We start from the raw sequence: 16,035 nt of genomic DNA, 5'->3' as shown, positions 1-16,035 counted from the left end.
TCTAACTTCGAGTTACTTTATAAACAATCTTTAAGCTCACAGATTTCATCTTTTTATAAATTAATTAGTGTTCTAATTTTATTTACACAGTCACTCACTAGATTTATACGAGGTCTAAATAAAATAATTAGAAATATTAGACTTTAGTCGAAGTCAAAATCTTGATGGTACTTTCGGCCATACTGCTCAAGCTGGCGATCATGAGTATTAACTTGTAATTCGATATTACCCTCACCTTTATTAATTGCTTGATTGTTATCTACATGGGCTTCATTTTTCAAATCAGCCAGTTTCTCTTCAATATATTCTGTCGGTTCATTTAAAACATTCATGGAGGTTAATTCCTTTATCAGGTTTACTTTCGCTGATGGAAGAATATGAACGGACACTAGACCGTTTGAATATTCTTTCTCATCGTACAAAGGCTGAATGGCATCATTGCCACCTTCCTTAAATGGGTGAATGGAATACCACTTATCTTTTCGTTGCTCTTGCTGATCACAATCAGCCACATTGAATATCTGAGTTCTATTCAGGTCACATGGTGAGTTAAAAACACTAACCTTATGATAATCAATGGCTTTAATAATATTGATACAGTCTTTGCTTTGGCTATGACACACAGACCACAACGCATTGACCAGGTTATCTGTCCACTCAAGTAAACGGGTTGGAAACCCCTGTTTCTTGGCTAAACACATCAATAACCAATCGTTTATCTCGTTTGCACTCAACGAATGCCCGCCATAAACTCTCACGGTCGAAAGAAGCTCTTGTTCGACACGGCGAATATTCTTTCGATTTGAGCGACCTAAGCTTGGCATCAGGTTATTATTTTCATAATCACACACGTTATAAATCAAACCACGATGCCCACTACACTCTGTAATAAGTGAATCGATTATTTTATACAGGTCTTCGAGTGAGCTTATATAATGTTTATTTTTCACAACATGCATACTACGATTCACTTAATTTAAATCCGGTAAAATCCAAATATCAACAACCCTATCAATCGATTATAAAAATCAACTAATAATAACGATTGACCAATAGTCAACGAGTATCGTTATTGTATTTTTTCCTAAAATGATAATAAGTATATATCTTCATAAACAAGTATCAGTATTAGAACCATTCACTAAGTAGCTATGAGTTAATGGTCGATTAATAATAACGAGTAACAAAGTTTATATAGCTATAACCACTTATTTTCCTAATGAACATTTAATTAGTGTTCTAATGTTTAACTGGAAATTATTGAACTAAGCGTTTACGTTCTTTACCTAAGTCCTTTGCCAATACCCGTTGGTATTGCCCGACCACGTTCTCGATAGCACTTTCTCTAACACTCTCGAGATTTCTGTGGCCGGACAAACTTTCTATGACTTATACGTAATCTTTGTATTTATCTAGGAAACGAACCGGTGTTGATAGTGCATCTCGGCGGAACGGGTCGCCCAACTCCTGAGTACACATGATTTCAATGATGGTTGTTTTGCCTTCGTTCATCTGCATGTCGATGGCTTTTTGCAAGGTTGGACCTACATCTTCAAGCTTATCAACCGTGATACCTTCAGCGCCCATTGCTCGTGCAATCTCTGCAAAGCTTTGGTTTTCAAGTTCACCGGCAACAAAGCGTCGGTTGTAGAAGTCGACTTGGTTCTTCTTCTCAGCACCCCATTGACGGTTGTGGAATACCACAGCTGTCACTGGAATGTTATGGCGAACACATGTCATGGTTTCCATCAGGCTCATGCCCCACGCACCGTCGCCTGCATAAGAAATAGCGGGACGATGAGGTGCCGCGGCTTTCGCGCCAATGATGGTCGGGAATGCGTAACCACAGTTACCGAAACTCATTGCAGCAAAGAAGCTACGTGGTTTCTCAAAGCGTAAATAGCTGTTTGCCACTGAGTTGATGTTACCGATATCTGTCGAGACCATAACGTCTTCAGGCATCGCTTTTTCGAGCTCACGCAGAACTTGACGCGGGTGTAGATATTCACCGCCAGAGAACGGAGTCTCGTGAGAGTTTTCTTCAATCATATCGAGGCTGAAAGAGTCACGTTCGTGTGTCCACTCATCAAGCTCTTTTTCCCAAAGTGCTTTCTCTGTTGCGACCGTATCCTGACGAGCGCCTTTGTTGTCATCACACAACAGTGCACGGCCTTCCAATCTTTCAGATAGAGCAACCGCAGCTGCCTTCGCATCACCACAGATACCAACCGAAATCTTCTTAACCAAACCCAGCATCTTGTTGTCTGCATCAATCTGAATGATTTTCGCATTCTTCGGCCAGTAATCCATGCCATGTTGAGGCAAGGTACCAAATGGACCGAGACGTGTACCCAAAGCGATAACCACATCCGCTTGAGCCATCAGTTTCATTGCTGCTTTCGAACCTTGGTAGCCTAAAGGACCACACCATAATGGGTGACTCGCAGGGAAAGAGTCATTGTGTAGGTAGCTGTTAACTACGGGTGCACCTAGTCTTTCCGCCAACGCTGCACACTCTTGAACTGCATCTGCCATTACCACGCCGCCACCAGAAATGATGACTGGGAATTTCGCTTCAGCAATCAGGTCTGCCGCTTCATTTAGAGATTTCTCACCACCTGGACCTCGGTCTAAACGCGCGGGTTTAGGGATCTCGGTTTGAGTTTCGCCATAGAAGTAGTCACGTGGAATGTTCAGCTGAGTCGGACCCATTTCGCTCATTGCACGGTCAAAACATCGACCCGTGTATTCAGCCATACGATCTGGGTGCGTTACGTGTCCTTGATACTTAGTGAACTCTTGGAACATTGGAAGCTGGTTACACTCTTGAAAACCACCTAAGCCCATTGTTTTAGTGCCTGTCTCTGGCGTCACAATTACGACCGGGCTATGTGCCCAGAACGCCGCAGCAATCGCAGTCACACAGTTACTAATACCTGGGCCATTTTGCCCGATTACCACGCCATGGCGACCCGATACACGAGAGTAACCATCTGCCATGTGAGCAGCGCCTTGCTCGTGTACTACTGGGACCAATCGAATGCCAGCAGGAGCAAAGATATCCATTGCGTCCATAAATGCCGACCCCATGATGCCGAACATATCGGTAACATCATTAGCAACCATAGTTTCAACGAACGCTTCTGATGGTGTCATTGTTACTGTGCCGGAAACAACCGTACGTTTTTCTTGCTCGCTCATTCTTCCATTCTCCTTGAGTTAACCAAAATTTCATTTTTCGGAATGAATTGTCTCTTTTTCGAATTCATTTTCACCTTAGTAGTAGAATTTTTGCGCGTCAACTTTTTACATTAAATTAGAACAATTCATTCTAATTAATAAAACTAGATCACATTATTGGTAGTTTTTCGTACAAAAAGTGCCGTTAACTTAAGCAGAGCTGTTAATAATCGATGACATATCGCGATAGCAGCGACAAGTGATGAGTTATATAGAGGGAAAAATGATGAAAGAGGCGGAATTGATACCAACGCAACCAGTAAGTGTGAGAGAACGCTTTGGGATCGACAGCAACCTAACCGTGATGGCATTTGAACATGCGGGAGAATATGTTCCTAAAGTCGATCCTAACTACTGTTTCGACCCCGAAGTGACGCTAGCGATATTAGCGGGGTTCACCTCCAATCGCCGCACACTGATTCAAGGCACACACGGAACGGGCAAGTCGTCTCACATTGAGCAGATTGCAGCGAGATTGAACTGGCCATGCTTGAGGATCAACCTAGACGGACACTTAAGTCGCTTGGATTTCATCGGTAAAGACAGCATCGTCATTAAAGACGGGATGCAAGTAACAGAGTTTAAAGAAGGCATTCTTCCTCAGAGCATTCAACAACCCATCGCACTGGTCTTAGACGAGTACGATGCAGGACGACCAGATGTGATGTTTGTGATTCAACAACTGTTAGAACAAGACGGCAAATACACCTCTTTAGAACAAAACCGAGTGATCACGCCTCACCCTTCTTTCCGCTTGTTTGCTACCTGCAACACGCTTGGCTTAGGTAACTTCTCCGGTTTGTATTCTGGCACTCAAGTGCTTAACCACAGTCAGTTAGATAGATGGAACATCATTGCTACGCTCAACTATTTAGATCCACAACATGAAACCAAGATCGTGTTATCCAAGCTTCCAGAGCTGAATAATGAGAGTGGCCGACAACTGGTTGAAAAAATGATCGCCACCGCAGGATTAACGCGTAACGGGTTTCGGGCTGGTGACCTTTCTACGGTGATGTCTCCACGAACGGTGCTCACTTGGGCTGAAAACATCCAAATATTCGACGATGTAGCGACAGCATTTAGACTGTCATTCTTGAATCGCTGTGAAGACGAAGAGAAAGAACTGGTTAGCGAATACTATTTCCGTTGCTTTGGTGAAGATTTAGAAACGCATACTCAAAACTATTCACACTCGGAGTCGTAAACCATGGCCAATGTTTCTTCTCAGCAGAAAAAGATCCTCGATCTTGGCGTGTCTGTCGCCAGAGCGATCAGTGGCGAGTTGAGTCTGAATTATCGGGGAGAGCGTCTCTATAAAGGCAATAGCCCTTGTTATTATCAGTCTGCACATACTAACGATCTCACCTTTGTTTCTCGCCATGAGTTGAAGAACAGCAAGCTTTCGATGCAAGGCAAGATCGATTCATCGGCATTACGACTCTTGCTTTCAGATGCTGTTCTTCATTACTCATTGCGACCGAAAAACGAAGTCGAACGTCTGTTATATGATTTCTGCGAACAGGTACGAATCGAATCACAAGTCCCGTCTTACCTAAAAGGCGTCACTAAGAGTATTCAATTCAACTTTGCGTATTGGAGCGACCAGTACCATCAGAATGGCTTTACCGAATCACGAATAGGCATGTTGCTGTTTACTCTGATGCAAGTCATCCACACCCGTTTAACTGGTGTTCCCGTTTCTGAGCCTATCACTGAAACCATTGAATCGACTCGCGCCGGCATCGTGCCTACTTTTGGGCACAGTCTAAAACGTTTAAAGCAACATCGAGCCGACCAACAACTGTTTGCACACTGCGCCAACGAGTTGGCAGCCCTTGCACAAGAGCTCATCAACCAAGAGCAAGAGAGCGATAACTCGCCCACGCCAACCGTTGAAGAAGACATCAAGATCCTTGCGCAACTTGCCCTTATCGTTGATGGCGACATTCAAGATCAAGACGTCGATACTGACATCACAGGCAGTAGTAAGGTGTTCGAGCTTTCGGGCGCGAATTATCAGGTCTTTAATTCAGAATTTGATCAAGTCATCGCCGCAGACAAACTCGTCAGGCGCGCCCTATTACTCGAACTGAGACAGAAACTCACCGATGACATCATGGCGAGACAAGTAAACACTCGCCGTTTGGCCGCTATGCTCACTAGTTTTGTTGCCACGCCACAGAGGAACCGACGTCAGGACCATTTAGAAGAAGGCATTGTTAGCGCCACTACCATCACCAAGCTCATCACTTCGCCATTGGATCGTACTGTCTTTTATCAACCTGATATCGGTGCATCTCATCAATGTGCCATCACGTTTTTGATGGACTGCTCAGGTTCAATGCAAAAGCACAGTCACAAGTTAAGTTTGTTGATGGATACGATTCTCAAATCCGTTGGGCTGGCTGATATCCCATTTGAGATCATTGGCTTCACTACCAACAACTGGAACGGTGGCAAAGTTTATCGACAGTGGCTCAAGCAAGGTCAACCAAAACACCCAGGCCGCTTAAACGAAGTTCGACATATTGTGTTTAAAGATTTTGATACACATTGGAGACGCTCTCGCCTAGGCATTGCTAGCCTTCGGAAAGCAGACATATTTAAAGAAGGGATTGATGGCGAAGCGGTGCAGTTCGCTAGTCAGCGGTTGCAACAGCACAGTGCTCAACGAAAGGTTTTAATCGTGTTCTCAGACGGCTGTCCGATGGATACCGCCACCAGCACCGCCAACGATCAGTTCTATTTGGATAACCATCTCAAACAAGTGATAGAGCGTGAGTCGATCAAAAACGGAATTGAGATTCATGGCGTGGGGATGGGAGTAGATTTGAGTCCGTACTACCGCAGTAACATCACCTTAGATGTGCAGGAGAGCTGCTTATTTGGATTATCTAAGAGCGTATTTGAAATGCTGAAGCGTGTTTAAACAGGGAAGCTTAGGCTAGCGACTCACTAGTCTCCTTTGTCGAGAATGATTTACGAAGAGCCAAACAACGACCATGCAGAGACCGCCATCAAGTACCCACCAATCAACATCAACACAATAAACACTAACTTTCTGAGTTGATCATTAGACAGCGGTGGTGGAAAACGTCGAGCAAACATCGTGACAAGCGCCACCAAGGGAACAGCAATAGCAGATAACCACAGTATGCTCTGTTCCATGTCGCCTGCAGCGTAGACATTGACCGTACGCGACATCGACGTACAAGCGAACACCATCAGCAGTGTGCTTCGCACCAGATCGAGAGAAAAAGGTTGCCGATAGAGATGATAAACAATCGGAGGGCCCGCCATCCCAAATAATCCGCCCGCTAAACCAGAGCTAAATCCTGATATGAGGAATGATACCGTTGCCGAACGATCCTTTCTGGTTTTAGGTTTGAACATAAAACTCAAACCTGCGAATAACACCATCGCACCCAATAGCCCCCGCAAGATATTGGTCGCAGAGTCACTCAACTCGTCCAGCAAAAACACCCCCATCGATACACCGGGAATAATACCGATGACTAACACCACCAGAATTTTGAGCTCCCCAAGCAGTGGCTTACCCATCAAAGCGACAAAGCAATTAAACAAAGTCACAATACTGACCACAGCAGCAATAACGGGTAAGGAAACCAGATTAAGACTGACCGTTAAACCAATTACAATGATCCCAAGACCAAACCCCGTGACGGTTTGGAAATAGGTACCCACCGCGATGGTGGCAAGAATAGCGAGTAAAACAGGTAACTCCATTAGCAGTCCTAGTTAGGTTCTTTTTGGGGTGAATATGAGAGCAAGATTCAGGAGCGAGATGTTAATACCTAAAATCAAACGTCGACTCTTCTCTTTCTTCAACCTCAGCTTCAATATCAATATCAGCGTTAGAATCAGACACTTTCCCTTGCTGCGCTTGTACTGCGGTCACCGCGATTACATTAAAGATGTCTTGTGCGCTACACCCTCTTGATAAGTCATTGGCTGGTTGATTCAACCCTTGTAACAGTGGACCAATCGCAACTGCCCCACCTAACCTCTCCGCAAGCTTATAACCAATATTGCCGGCTTCTAAATTGGGGAATATCAACACGTTCGATTGGCCTTTCACTTCTGAATCGGGCAGCTTTTTCGCGGCTATTTCAGTGACAATCGCGGCATCGAGTTGAACGTCCTGATCGACGGCGATTCCGGGACAACGTTGCTTCACTAACTGAGCGGCATTACGAACCTTATCGACCGATTCATGCTTGGCACTGCCGTTGGTCGAAAACGACAGCATTGCGACTTTAGGTTCTTCCATCAGTAGCGTTTGAGCACTGTTTGATGCGGCTACGGCAATCGATGCCAGCTCGGTTTGATTGGGGTTAATCACCAAACCACAGTCACTGAAAATCATGCCGCCTTTAAGATTATGGAAAGGCTCACACAACATCATCAGAAAGAAACTGGACACCAATTCACTGTCTGGCGCGGGGCCGATAATCTGAAGCGCAGCTCGCACCACATCAGACGTGGTATAAACCGCACCATTAACTGTGCCATCGACCAGCCCCTCTCTGACCATCAAATTGGCAAAAACGAGTGGGTCTTGAACCAACTCTAACGCGTCGTCGTGAGTCATACCTTTCGCTTTTCTTAGCGTATACAACCGCTCAGCGAGCACTTCTTTGAGTGATGACGCCTGTGGGGAAACAATATGAATACCTACAAGATCAATGTGATGTAATTCTGCAGCAGCGATGATCGCTGGTTCATCCCCTACTAGGGTGATGTGAGCGAGCTGTTTGTCTATCGCCATTCTTGCGGCTGCTAGTACTCGCGGGTCCTCAGCTTCACTCAAAACCACTCGCTTACGATCTAAGTGAGCCTTATCAATAATCCGTTCAATCGCCTTCATCTTAAATTCCATTTATTGAGATTAATTGTTCCATAATTTATATCTATATTATTGGAATAATAAAAAAGGTCAAATTTTATTCAGATAATTGAAGAATAATGATTTGGTATGTACACTCTTAGGCATAGACATATCGCAAGGATGGATCATTATATGCAAACAGAAACACCACCAGTTCAAGGGGATACACCGACTCTCCGACTTTTTGCACTATTAGAGGTGATAGCGCAAAAAGACGAGTTTATTTCTCTTCAAGGATTAGTCGAAGAAACTGGACTGCCAAAACCGACCCTGCACCGAATGCTTCAGCAGTTAGAAGCAGCAGGCATCATTCAAAGAGACGGCGATGAGAAACACTACAGCTCTGGTATTCGACTCAGAAAGCTTGCCGAAAACCTATTGTTGAATAGCACCATGCATAGTGCCCGACGCACTATTCTTGAAAACCTGAGAGCAGAAGTTGGCGAAAGCTGTAACCTAACGGCGCTATCAAGTGGCGAGATCATCTATCTTGATCGCGCAGAAACTGAAGCACCCCTTCGTTTTCATCTACACCCAGGTTCTCGCGTCCCAGTGCATTGCTCAGCAAGCGGAAAACTGTTTTTGGCGCACATGTCTAAGTCACAGCGCAGACGATTAATTGAAAATGTGCCACTGACTCAATACACCGTGAACACCATTACAGACTATTCGATGTTAGAGAAAGACATCGAAGAAGCGAAAATCCAAGGCTTTGCGATTGATGACGAAGAATTTTTGCCGGGCTTAGTCTGTATCGCCGTGCTGATCCCATCATCTACGGGTCAATCAAACCTCGGCCTCGCGATACAAGCGCCTGTCATTCGATTAAGACCAGATGAAGCGATTAAATTCTTACCGGCGCTTCAAAAAGCGGCAAAAGCACTCGCAAAAATAGAATCTGATAATTGGGGTTAGTTTTGATAATTTCAGCTTAACAGTAGGTTCTGGCTTTAAGTACATATTGAAGCCAGTTGCCCCGTTGTCACTGTATTCGGTTAAACGGTATTCGGCCAAACGATGTTTGGTCGAAATCATTTTAACGCCCGCATTTATCATAAACAGCAACATACTAAAGTAATCACGACAAAGGAAACACGATGCTAAACATTAACAACCAGCACTTACTCTCTTTTATGGTGACAGAACCAACAAACGCTGTTTCGGTAACAAACCCGGCAACTGGGGAACTCGTAGGGCACGCACCTATTTTATCTGAGTCTGAATTAACAAGTGCTATCGAACGCGCTCACATGGCACAAAAAGAGTGGGCTCAAGTACCTGCTAAATCTCGCGCCGCATTACTTCATCGCTGGCATCAACTGATCCTTGAAAACAAAGATGATCTTGCTCGGCTAATGACAATTGAACAAGGTAAACCGTTAGCCGAAGCAAAAGGTGAGATTGTTTATGGTGCGAGTTTTATAGAATGGTTCGCTGAAGAAGCGAAGCGAACCTATGGCGATTCAATCCCGAGTACAGTCGCGGGTAAACGCTTGGTAACCATCAAGCAGCCTATTGGAGTCGCATGTGCAATTACGCCATGGAACTTCCCTATTGCAATGATCACTCGCAAAGCAGCTCCTGCTCTAGCTGCTGGTTGTAGCTTTGTCGTAAAACCTTCAGATGAAACACCGCTTTCGGCGTTTGCCGTGGTTGAGCTCGCTTATCAAGCCGGCATCCCCAAGAACCTACTTCAAGTCGTACTCGGTGAAAGCCCAGAGCAAGTGGGTGGTCTTTTCACCTCACACCCACTGATTAAAAAAATCTCTTTTACTGGTTCTACCCGAGTCGGCAGTATCTTGATGGCTCAAGCGGCGAAAGGCATCAAGCGCACCTCAATGGAGCTCGGTGGCAACGCTCCTTTTATTGTGTTTGACGATGCCGATATCGACGCGGCCGTTCAAGGCGCAATGGCGTCGAAATTCCGTAATGCAGGGCAAACCTGTGTATGTGCAAACCGATTCTACGTACACAGTAAAGTACACGATGAGTTTGTGGCTAAGTTCGACCAAGCGGTACAGCAACTTAAGATTGGCAACGGCTTAGATGAGGGTGTAACGGTTGGCCCTGTTATCAATGAAGGTGCTAAGCAAAACATTCAAGGATTGATAAATCGAGCTATTGAACAAGGCGCGACACCTGTGACGCCAACTCAAGAGCTTGATGGGCTTTTCCTTCAGCCTGTCATTCTTAAAAATGTAAAACACAGCATGGACATCGTTCAACAAGAGATTTTTGGCCCAGTCGCACCCGTGATGCAATTCGAGACAGACGAAGAGCTTATTGAGATGGCAAACGACACCATTTATGGATTAGCGTCGTACTTCTACAGTCAGAACATTCATCGAGTATGGAACATCGCAGAGGCACTTGAGTACGGTATGGTCGGTATTAATGATGGCCTCATCTCAACCGAGGTCGCGCCCTTCGGCGGTGTTAAGCAATCAGGTATTGGCCGTGAAGGCGCAAAAGAAGGCATCGATGAGTACATGGATATTAAGTATCTGTGTTTTGGTAGTAACTAGGTCTCGAAGTAGTTAGGCTTGGTCGTAACTAAGCCTGACTCTTAGACATCAGCAAGCTTAAACATCGAATAGCCCTACTAACACCTCTCTTCTGAGATTCCCACACACACCAAAAAAACAGCAAAAAAAAAGCCGCGCTATAAAAGCGCGGCACCTTGGGCTCGGTTAAAGGGGGTTTCTTTTTTTAGTATTTTACATTCTCTGTTTTTGTTATTCAGTTGCTTCGCTATTCCTGCGCTTTCAGTTTTAGACGCATAGCATGCAGCACTGGCTCGGTGTAACCACTAGGTTGAGCGCAGCCTTCGAATACCAACTGACACGCTGCTGAAAATGCAATGCTATTTTCAAAGTCAGGTGCCATATTACGGTAGCTCGGGTCGCCAGCGTTTTGCTCATCCACCACTGCGGCCATGCGCTTCATGGTTTTCATTACTTGGGCTTCATTACAAATTCCATGACGTAACCAGTTCGCAATGTGTTGGCTCGAAATACGCAGCGTAGCGCGGTCTTCCATCAAACCTACATCGTTAATATCTGGCACCTTAGAACACCCGACGCCTTGGTCAATCCAACGCACTACATAACCAAGAATACCTTGCGTATTGTTGTCCAATTCGTTTTGGATATCTTTCGCAGTCAGCTTTTGATTACCTAATAGCGGAATAGTCAGAATATCATCAACGTTCGCTCTCACTCGCTCACGAAGCTCTTTCTGGCGGCTTGGTACACTCACCTTGTGATAGTGCAAGGCATGCAAAGTCGCGGCAGTTGGAGAAGGAACCCAAGCAGTATTTGCGCCCGCTTGTGGGTGTCCGATTTTCGCGTCCATCATCTTCGCCATATTGTCTGGTTCTGGCCACATACCTTTACCAATCTGGGCTTTACCTTGCAGGCCACAAGCTAAGCCAAGATCAACGTTCTGATCTTCGTATGCGCCAATCCAAGTCATGGTTTTCAGCTGTGTTTTAGGAGCAAATGGTCCCGCTTCCATACTGGTGTGAATTTCATCACCGGTTCGGTCTAAGAAGCCTGTATTGATAAACACCACACGGTCTTTAGCTGCGCGAATACATTCTTTGAGGTTAACTGAAGTACGACGCTCCTCGTCCATGATACCGACTTTGATCGTGAATCGATCTAAGCCTAATGCATCTTCAATGCGGCCAAATAATTCATTAGTAAACGCCACTTCTTCAGGGCCATGCATCTTAGGTTTTACTATATTGATGCTGTTCGCTGTCGAGTTTTGGTAAGCGCTGTTGCCTTTTAAATCATGCATTGCGATTAGCGAAGTGACCATGCCATCCATAATGCCTTCAGGTACTTCATTACCTTGATCATCAATGATGGCTGGGTTGGTCATTAAGTGGCCCACGTTGCGTATAAACAACATACTGCGACCTTTAAGCGAAATCTCACCACCGGTGACACTGGTGTATTGGCGGTCTGGGTTCAAGCTACGAACGATGGTTTTACCATTTTTCTGTAACGACTCTTGCAAGTCGCCTTTCATCAAACCGAGCCAGTTACTGTAGGCCAGAGCTTTATCTTCACCATCGACCGCGGCAACAGAGTCTTCGCAATCCATAATGGTGGTGAGTGCCGCTTCCACTAACACATCTTTAATGCCAGCAACATCAACGCTGCCAATTGGTGCACTCGGGTCAATTTGGATTTCAATATGTAGGTTGTTGTGCTTTATCAAAATACTTGAAGGCGCACTCGCATCACCTTGATAGCCAATAAACTGGCTATGATCAATTAGAGTGACTTCTTCACCGTTATCTAGTGTCGCCGTCAGCGTGTTACCAATGCTCACGTTGCTGATACTGTATTTGGTCACGTCTTTATGAGAAACACCATTTAACGGCGCAGCATCATCAAGGAACTCACGGGCATAAGTGACTACTTTGGCGCCGCGAACTGGGTTAAAGCTTCCGCCTTTCTCTGCACCATCACTTTCGCTGATCACATCGGTGCCGTAGAGCGCGTCATATAAGCTACCCCAACGTGCGTTTGCTGCATTAAGTGCAAAGCGTGCATTCATAATAGGTACAACAAGTTGCGGCCCTGCTTGTGTAGCAATTTCAGGTTCTACGCTTACTGTGGTGACTTGAAAGTCATCGCCTTCAGGGACTAAGTAGCCAATCTGTTGTAGGAACTGTTTGTACTCTGCCGCATCCAATGTTTGTCCTGCACGCTCTTGGTGCCAAACATCAATTTGGTGTTGAAGGTCTTCACGCTTAATAAGCAATGCGCGATTCTTTGGAGCCAAGTCTGCAAGGATATCTGCAAAAGATTGCCAAAAGTCTTCTGCGATAATGCCCGTTCCAGGAATGACCTGCTCATTAATTAATTGGTAGAGGGTGCTATCAATGTTCAAGCTTCCCTGTTGAATACGACTGCTCATAAAATCTCTCTCAAACTAACTGATGACTACTCAATAATTCTACGTAACTGGCTTAAATTTACGTTCCTAGCTCAAATTTACGTTACTAACTTAAACTTACTTAACGGACATGAATTTAGCTAATTTATGCCGTTTATACTGGATATTCATATAAAAAATACCCTACAAACTGTGTTATTCCGTCACACCACTCTCTATTTCATTGGCAACACTTTTAATCAATCGACGCATCCACTGATGGTCTGGATTGGTTTGTAACAGTGGGCTCCATGCCATCTTCACCTCAAAGGGTTCAATCGCAAATGGCGCTGGCTTGATCAACAATCTAGGGTTATTGCGCTGCAGTTGAGCAGCTTTGGTTGGAATGGTAAGGATCAGATTTTTCTGTTGAGCAAAAAGAATCGCCGACAAATAATGTCGAGTAAACACCGTAATATTTCGGGTTTTACCGATACGCATTAGTGCTTCATCAATCCAACCCAGCTTTTGTGCTTCGCTTGGGTTGATCCCAACACCTGTGCCCATCCCTGTCTTACTCACCCAAATATGTTGCGCCTTTAAATAAGACAAAATATCAAAGTTATCAGCAATCGGGTTATCACAGCTAAATAAGCAGGAGAACCCGTCGTGCCAAAGGCTCATCTGGTGAAACGACTGTGGAATATCATCAAATCGGTTGATGATAATATCAACAGTGCCTTGTTCCACATCCTTATAGCTCACATCACTTGGCGTCATGATATCCAATCGAATTTTCGGAGCTATTTCGCTCAGTTTTTTAAGCAATGGCTGAATAATGGTCGATTCTGCATAGTCACTCGCCATGATACGAAACACGCGTTCGCTGTCTTCCGCATTAAACTCAGTTGTGGGTTGTAGCGTCTTCTCTACATTCGCCAATATATTACGGATCAGTGGTTGCAACTTATGCGCGCGCTCGGTTGGTACCATCCCTTCACTTGTTCTCACCAACAATGGGTCTTCAAACAGATCCCTTAATCGGCGTAGGCCATTACTCATGGCGGGTTGAGTAATTCCTAGCTGATTTGCCGCACGTGTTACGTTTCTTTCACGTAGCAACATGTCTAAATACACAAGTAAATTAAGGTCTATACGAGCAATATTCATATAAAAAATACCGAATATAATAACTATAAATTAACAAAATTATCACATACATGGTTATTCTTTGTCCATGGTTAGATTTAGTCCAAATCAAATGACCTCGCCAAATTGGCCAACATGTCCACGAGAAACTAAGGAATAGTTATGTCGCAAATTACACAAGATATCGAAATGATTGAAGTTGCAAAAAGCGCTGCTGGTGCTCCATGGGATGCAATCAACCCTGAATCTGCAGCTCGTATGCGAGCTCAAAACAAATTCAAAACAGGTCTGGATATTGCGCAATACACGGCAGATATTATGCGTGCAGACATGGCGGCTTACGACGAAGACAGCTCTCAATACACTCAGTCTCTGGGTTGCTGGCATGGTTTCATCGGCCAACAAAAGCTGATTTCGATTAAAAAGCACTTTGATGGCAAGACAGACCGTCGTTACCTATACCTTTCAGGTTGGATGGTCGCGGCACTTCGCTCTGACTTCGGTCCACTTCCAGACCAATCTATGCATGAGAAAACGTCAGTTGCTGGCCTAGTAGAAGAGCTATACACCTTCCTACGCCAAGCAGATGCTCGTGAACTAGGTGGCTTATTCCGTCAACTAGATGCGGCACGTGAAGCTGGCGATGTGAATCTACAAGACCGAATCCAAGACAAAATCGACAACCACGTAACACACGTAGTGCCAATCATTGCCGATATCGATGCAGGTTTCGGTAACGCAGAAGCGACTTACCTAATGGCTAAGCAGATGATTGAAGCGGGTGCATGTTGTCTACAAATCGAAAACCAAGTAGCCGATGAGAAGCAATGTGGTCACCAAGACGGCAAAGTAACTGTTCCGCATGCTGACTTCCACGCAAAACTTCGCGCACTTCGTTACGCTTTCCTTGAACTAGGCATCGACAACGGCGTTATTGTTGCTCGTACCGATTCACAAGGTGCTGGTCTAACAAAAGAAATCGCAGTAGTGAAAGAACCTGGCGACCAAGGTGACATCTACAACTCATACCTAGATGTTGAAGAGATCGATGTTGCAGATATGGCTGAAGGTGATGTTTGCTTCAACCGCGACGGCAAGCTAGTTCGTCCTAAGCGTCTGCCTTCAGGCTTATACCAATTCCGCGAAGGTACAGGTGAAGACCGCTGCGTATTCGACTGTATTGAAGCAATCAACGCGGGTGCTGACCTTCTTTGGATTGAGACTGAGAAACCACACATCGGTCAAATCAAAGAGATGATGGACGGCGTACGTGAAGTTCACCCTAACGCTAAGCTGGTATACAACAACTCTCCATCATTCAACTGGACGCTAAACTTCCGTCAACAAGCATACGATGCGCTGGCAGCAGCAGGTAAAGATGTATCAGCATACGACCGTGCAAGCCTAATGAGTGCGGAATACGATGAAACGGAACTGTCTGCAAGCGCTGACGAGAAGATTCGTACATTCCAAGCCGATGCATCACGTGAAGCGGGTATTTTCCACCACTTGATTACACTACCTACATACCACACTGCAGCGCTGTCTACTGACAACCTTGCAAAAGAATACTTCGGTGACCAAGGCATGTTGGGTTACGTTGCGAATGTTCAACGTAAAGAAATCCGTCAAGGCATTGCATGTGTTAAACACCAAAACATGTCTGGTTCAGACATGGGTGATGACCACAAAGAGTACTTTGCTGGTGAGAATGCACTAAAAGCAGCAGGTGAAGCGAATACATCGAATCAATTTGATTAATCGCTAGCACTTTTGATTAGTCGCTAACACTTTTGATTAATCGCTAACACTAAAGCCTCCCCCGCCCTTCTCTCTTACTT

11 protein-coding genes are annotated in these 16,035 nt (G+C 45.0%); 5 read left to right on the top strand and 6 right to left on the bottom strand.

Features of this window, described 5'->3' with window-relative positions; genetic code table 11:
- Positions 1-143: 143 nt before the first annotated feature.
- Positions 144-959 (bottom strand): FRG domain-containing protein, encoded by an 816-nt coding sequence (locus AC3CIA_RS20605; protein ID WP_488518960.1) that lies wholly within the window; start codon positions 957-959, stop codon positions 144-146.
- A gap of 430 nt (positions 960-1,389) precedes the next feature.
- Positions 1,390-3,201 carry a sulfoacetaldehyde acetyltransferase gene (gene xsc, locus AC3CIA_RS20600; protein ID WP_004731917.1) on the bottom strand — a complete coding sequence of 604 codons (1,812 nt, stop codon included), beginning with the start codon at positions 3,199-3,201 and terminating at the stop codon, positions 1,390-1,392.
- Positions 3,202-3,463: 262 nt separating this feature from the next.
- On the opposite strand from xsc, the gene AC3CIA_RS20595 reads away from it, so the two are divergent.
- Positions 3,464-4,447 carry an AAA family ATPase gene (locus tag AC3CIA_RS20595; RefSeq protein WP_488518959.1) on the top strand — a complete coding sequence of 328 codons (984 nt, stop codon included), beginning with the start codon at positions 3,464-3,466 and terminating at the stop codon, positions 4,445-4,447.
- Between the two features lie 3 nt (positions 4,448-4,450).
- Entirely contained in the window at positions 4,451-6,172 is a 1,722-nt protein-coding gene (locus AC3CIA_RS20590) for a cobaltochelatase CobT-related protein (RefSeq protein WP_488518958.1), read from the top strand.
- Positions 6,173-6,222: 50 nt separating this feature from the next.
- On the opposite strand, the gene AC3CIA_RS20585 is transcribed toward AC3CIA_RS20590, so the two are convergent.
- Positions 6,223-6,990 (bottom strand): TSUP family transporter, encoded by a 768-nt coding sequence (locus tag AC3CIA_RS20585; protein WP_488518957.1) that lies wholly within the window; start codon positions 6,988-6,990, stop codon positions 6,223-6,225.
- A 61-nt stretch (positions 6,991-7,051) separates the two neighbouring features.
- Entirely contained in the window at positions 7,052-8,131 is a 1,080-nt protein-coding gene (pta, locus tag AC3CIA_RS20580) for a phosphate acetyltransferase (RefSeq protein WP_488518956.1), read from the bottom strand.
- A 153-nt stretch (positions 8,132-8,284) separates the two neighbouring features.
- Here pta and AC3CIA_RS20575 point away from each other — a divergent pair, with 153 nt between their 5' ends.
- A complete protein-coding gene (locus AC3CIA_RS20575) occupies positions 8,285-9,067 on the top strand; it encodes an IclR family transcriptional regulator (protein WP_016767893.1) in 783 nt (260 codons plus the stop codon).
- Positions 9,068-9,249: 182 nt separating this feature from the next.
- On the top strand, positions 9,250-10,677 hold the full coding sequence (locus AC3CIA_RS20570) for an NAD-dependent succinate-semialdehyde dehydrogenase (RefSeq protein WP_488518955.1): 1,428 nt from the start codon (positions 9,250-9,252) through the stop codon (positions 10,675-10,677).
- Positions 10,678-10,903: 226 nt separating this feature from the next.
- Here the strand turns inward: AC3CIA_RS20570 and AC3CIA_RS20565 are convergent, their stop codons facing one another.
- Positions 10,904-13,087 (bottom strand): malate synthase G, encoded by a 2,184-nt coding sequence (locus AC3CIA_RS20565; protein WP_488518954.1) that lies wholly within the window; start codon positions 13,085-13,087, stop codon positions 10,904-10,906.
- Positions 13,088-13,261: 174 nt separating this feature from the next.
- Positions 13,262-14,215, bottom strand: a complete 954-nt coding sequence (locus tag AC3CIA_RS20560) for a LysR family transcriptional regulator (RefSeq protein WP_054545783.1) — start codon at positions 14,213-14,215, stop codon at positions 13,262-13,264.
- Between the two features lie 141 nt (positions 14,216-14,356).
- Here AC3CIA_RS20560 and AC3CIA_RS20555 point away from each other — a divergent pair, with 141 nt between their 5' ends.
- Positions 14,357-15,955 carry an isocitrate lyase gene (locus tag AC3CIA_RS20555; RefSeq protein ID WP_488518953.1) on the top strand — a complete coding sequence of 533 codons (1,599 nt, stop codon included), beginning with the start codon at positions 14,357-14,359 and terminating at the stop codon, positions 15,953-15,955.
- The last annotated feature ends 80 nt before the right edge of the window (positions 15,956-16,035 follow it).

It is taken from the genome of Vibrio sp. QJM3NY_27 (assembly GCF_057785955.1).
This window is presented reverse-complemented; position numbering and strand designations above follow the sequence as displayed.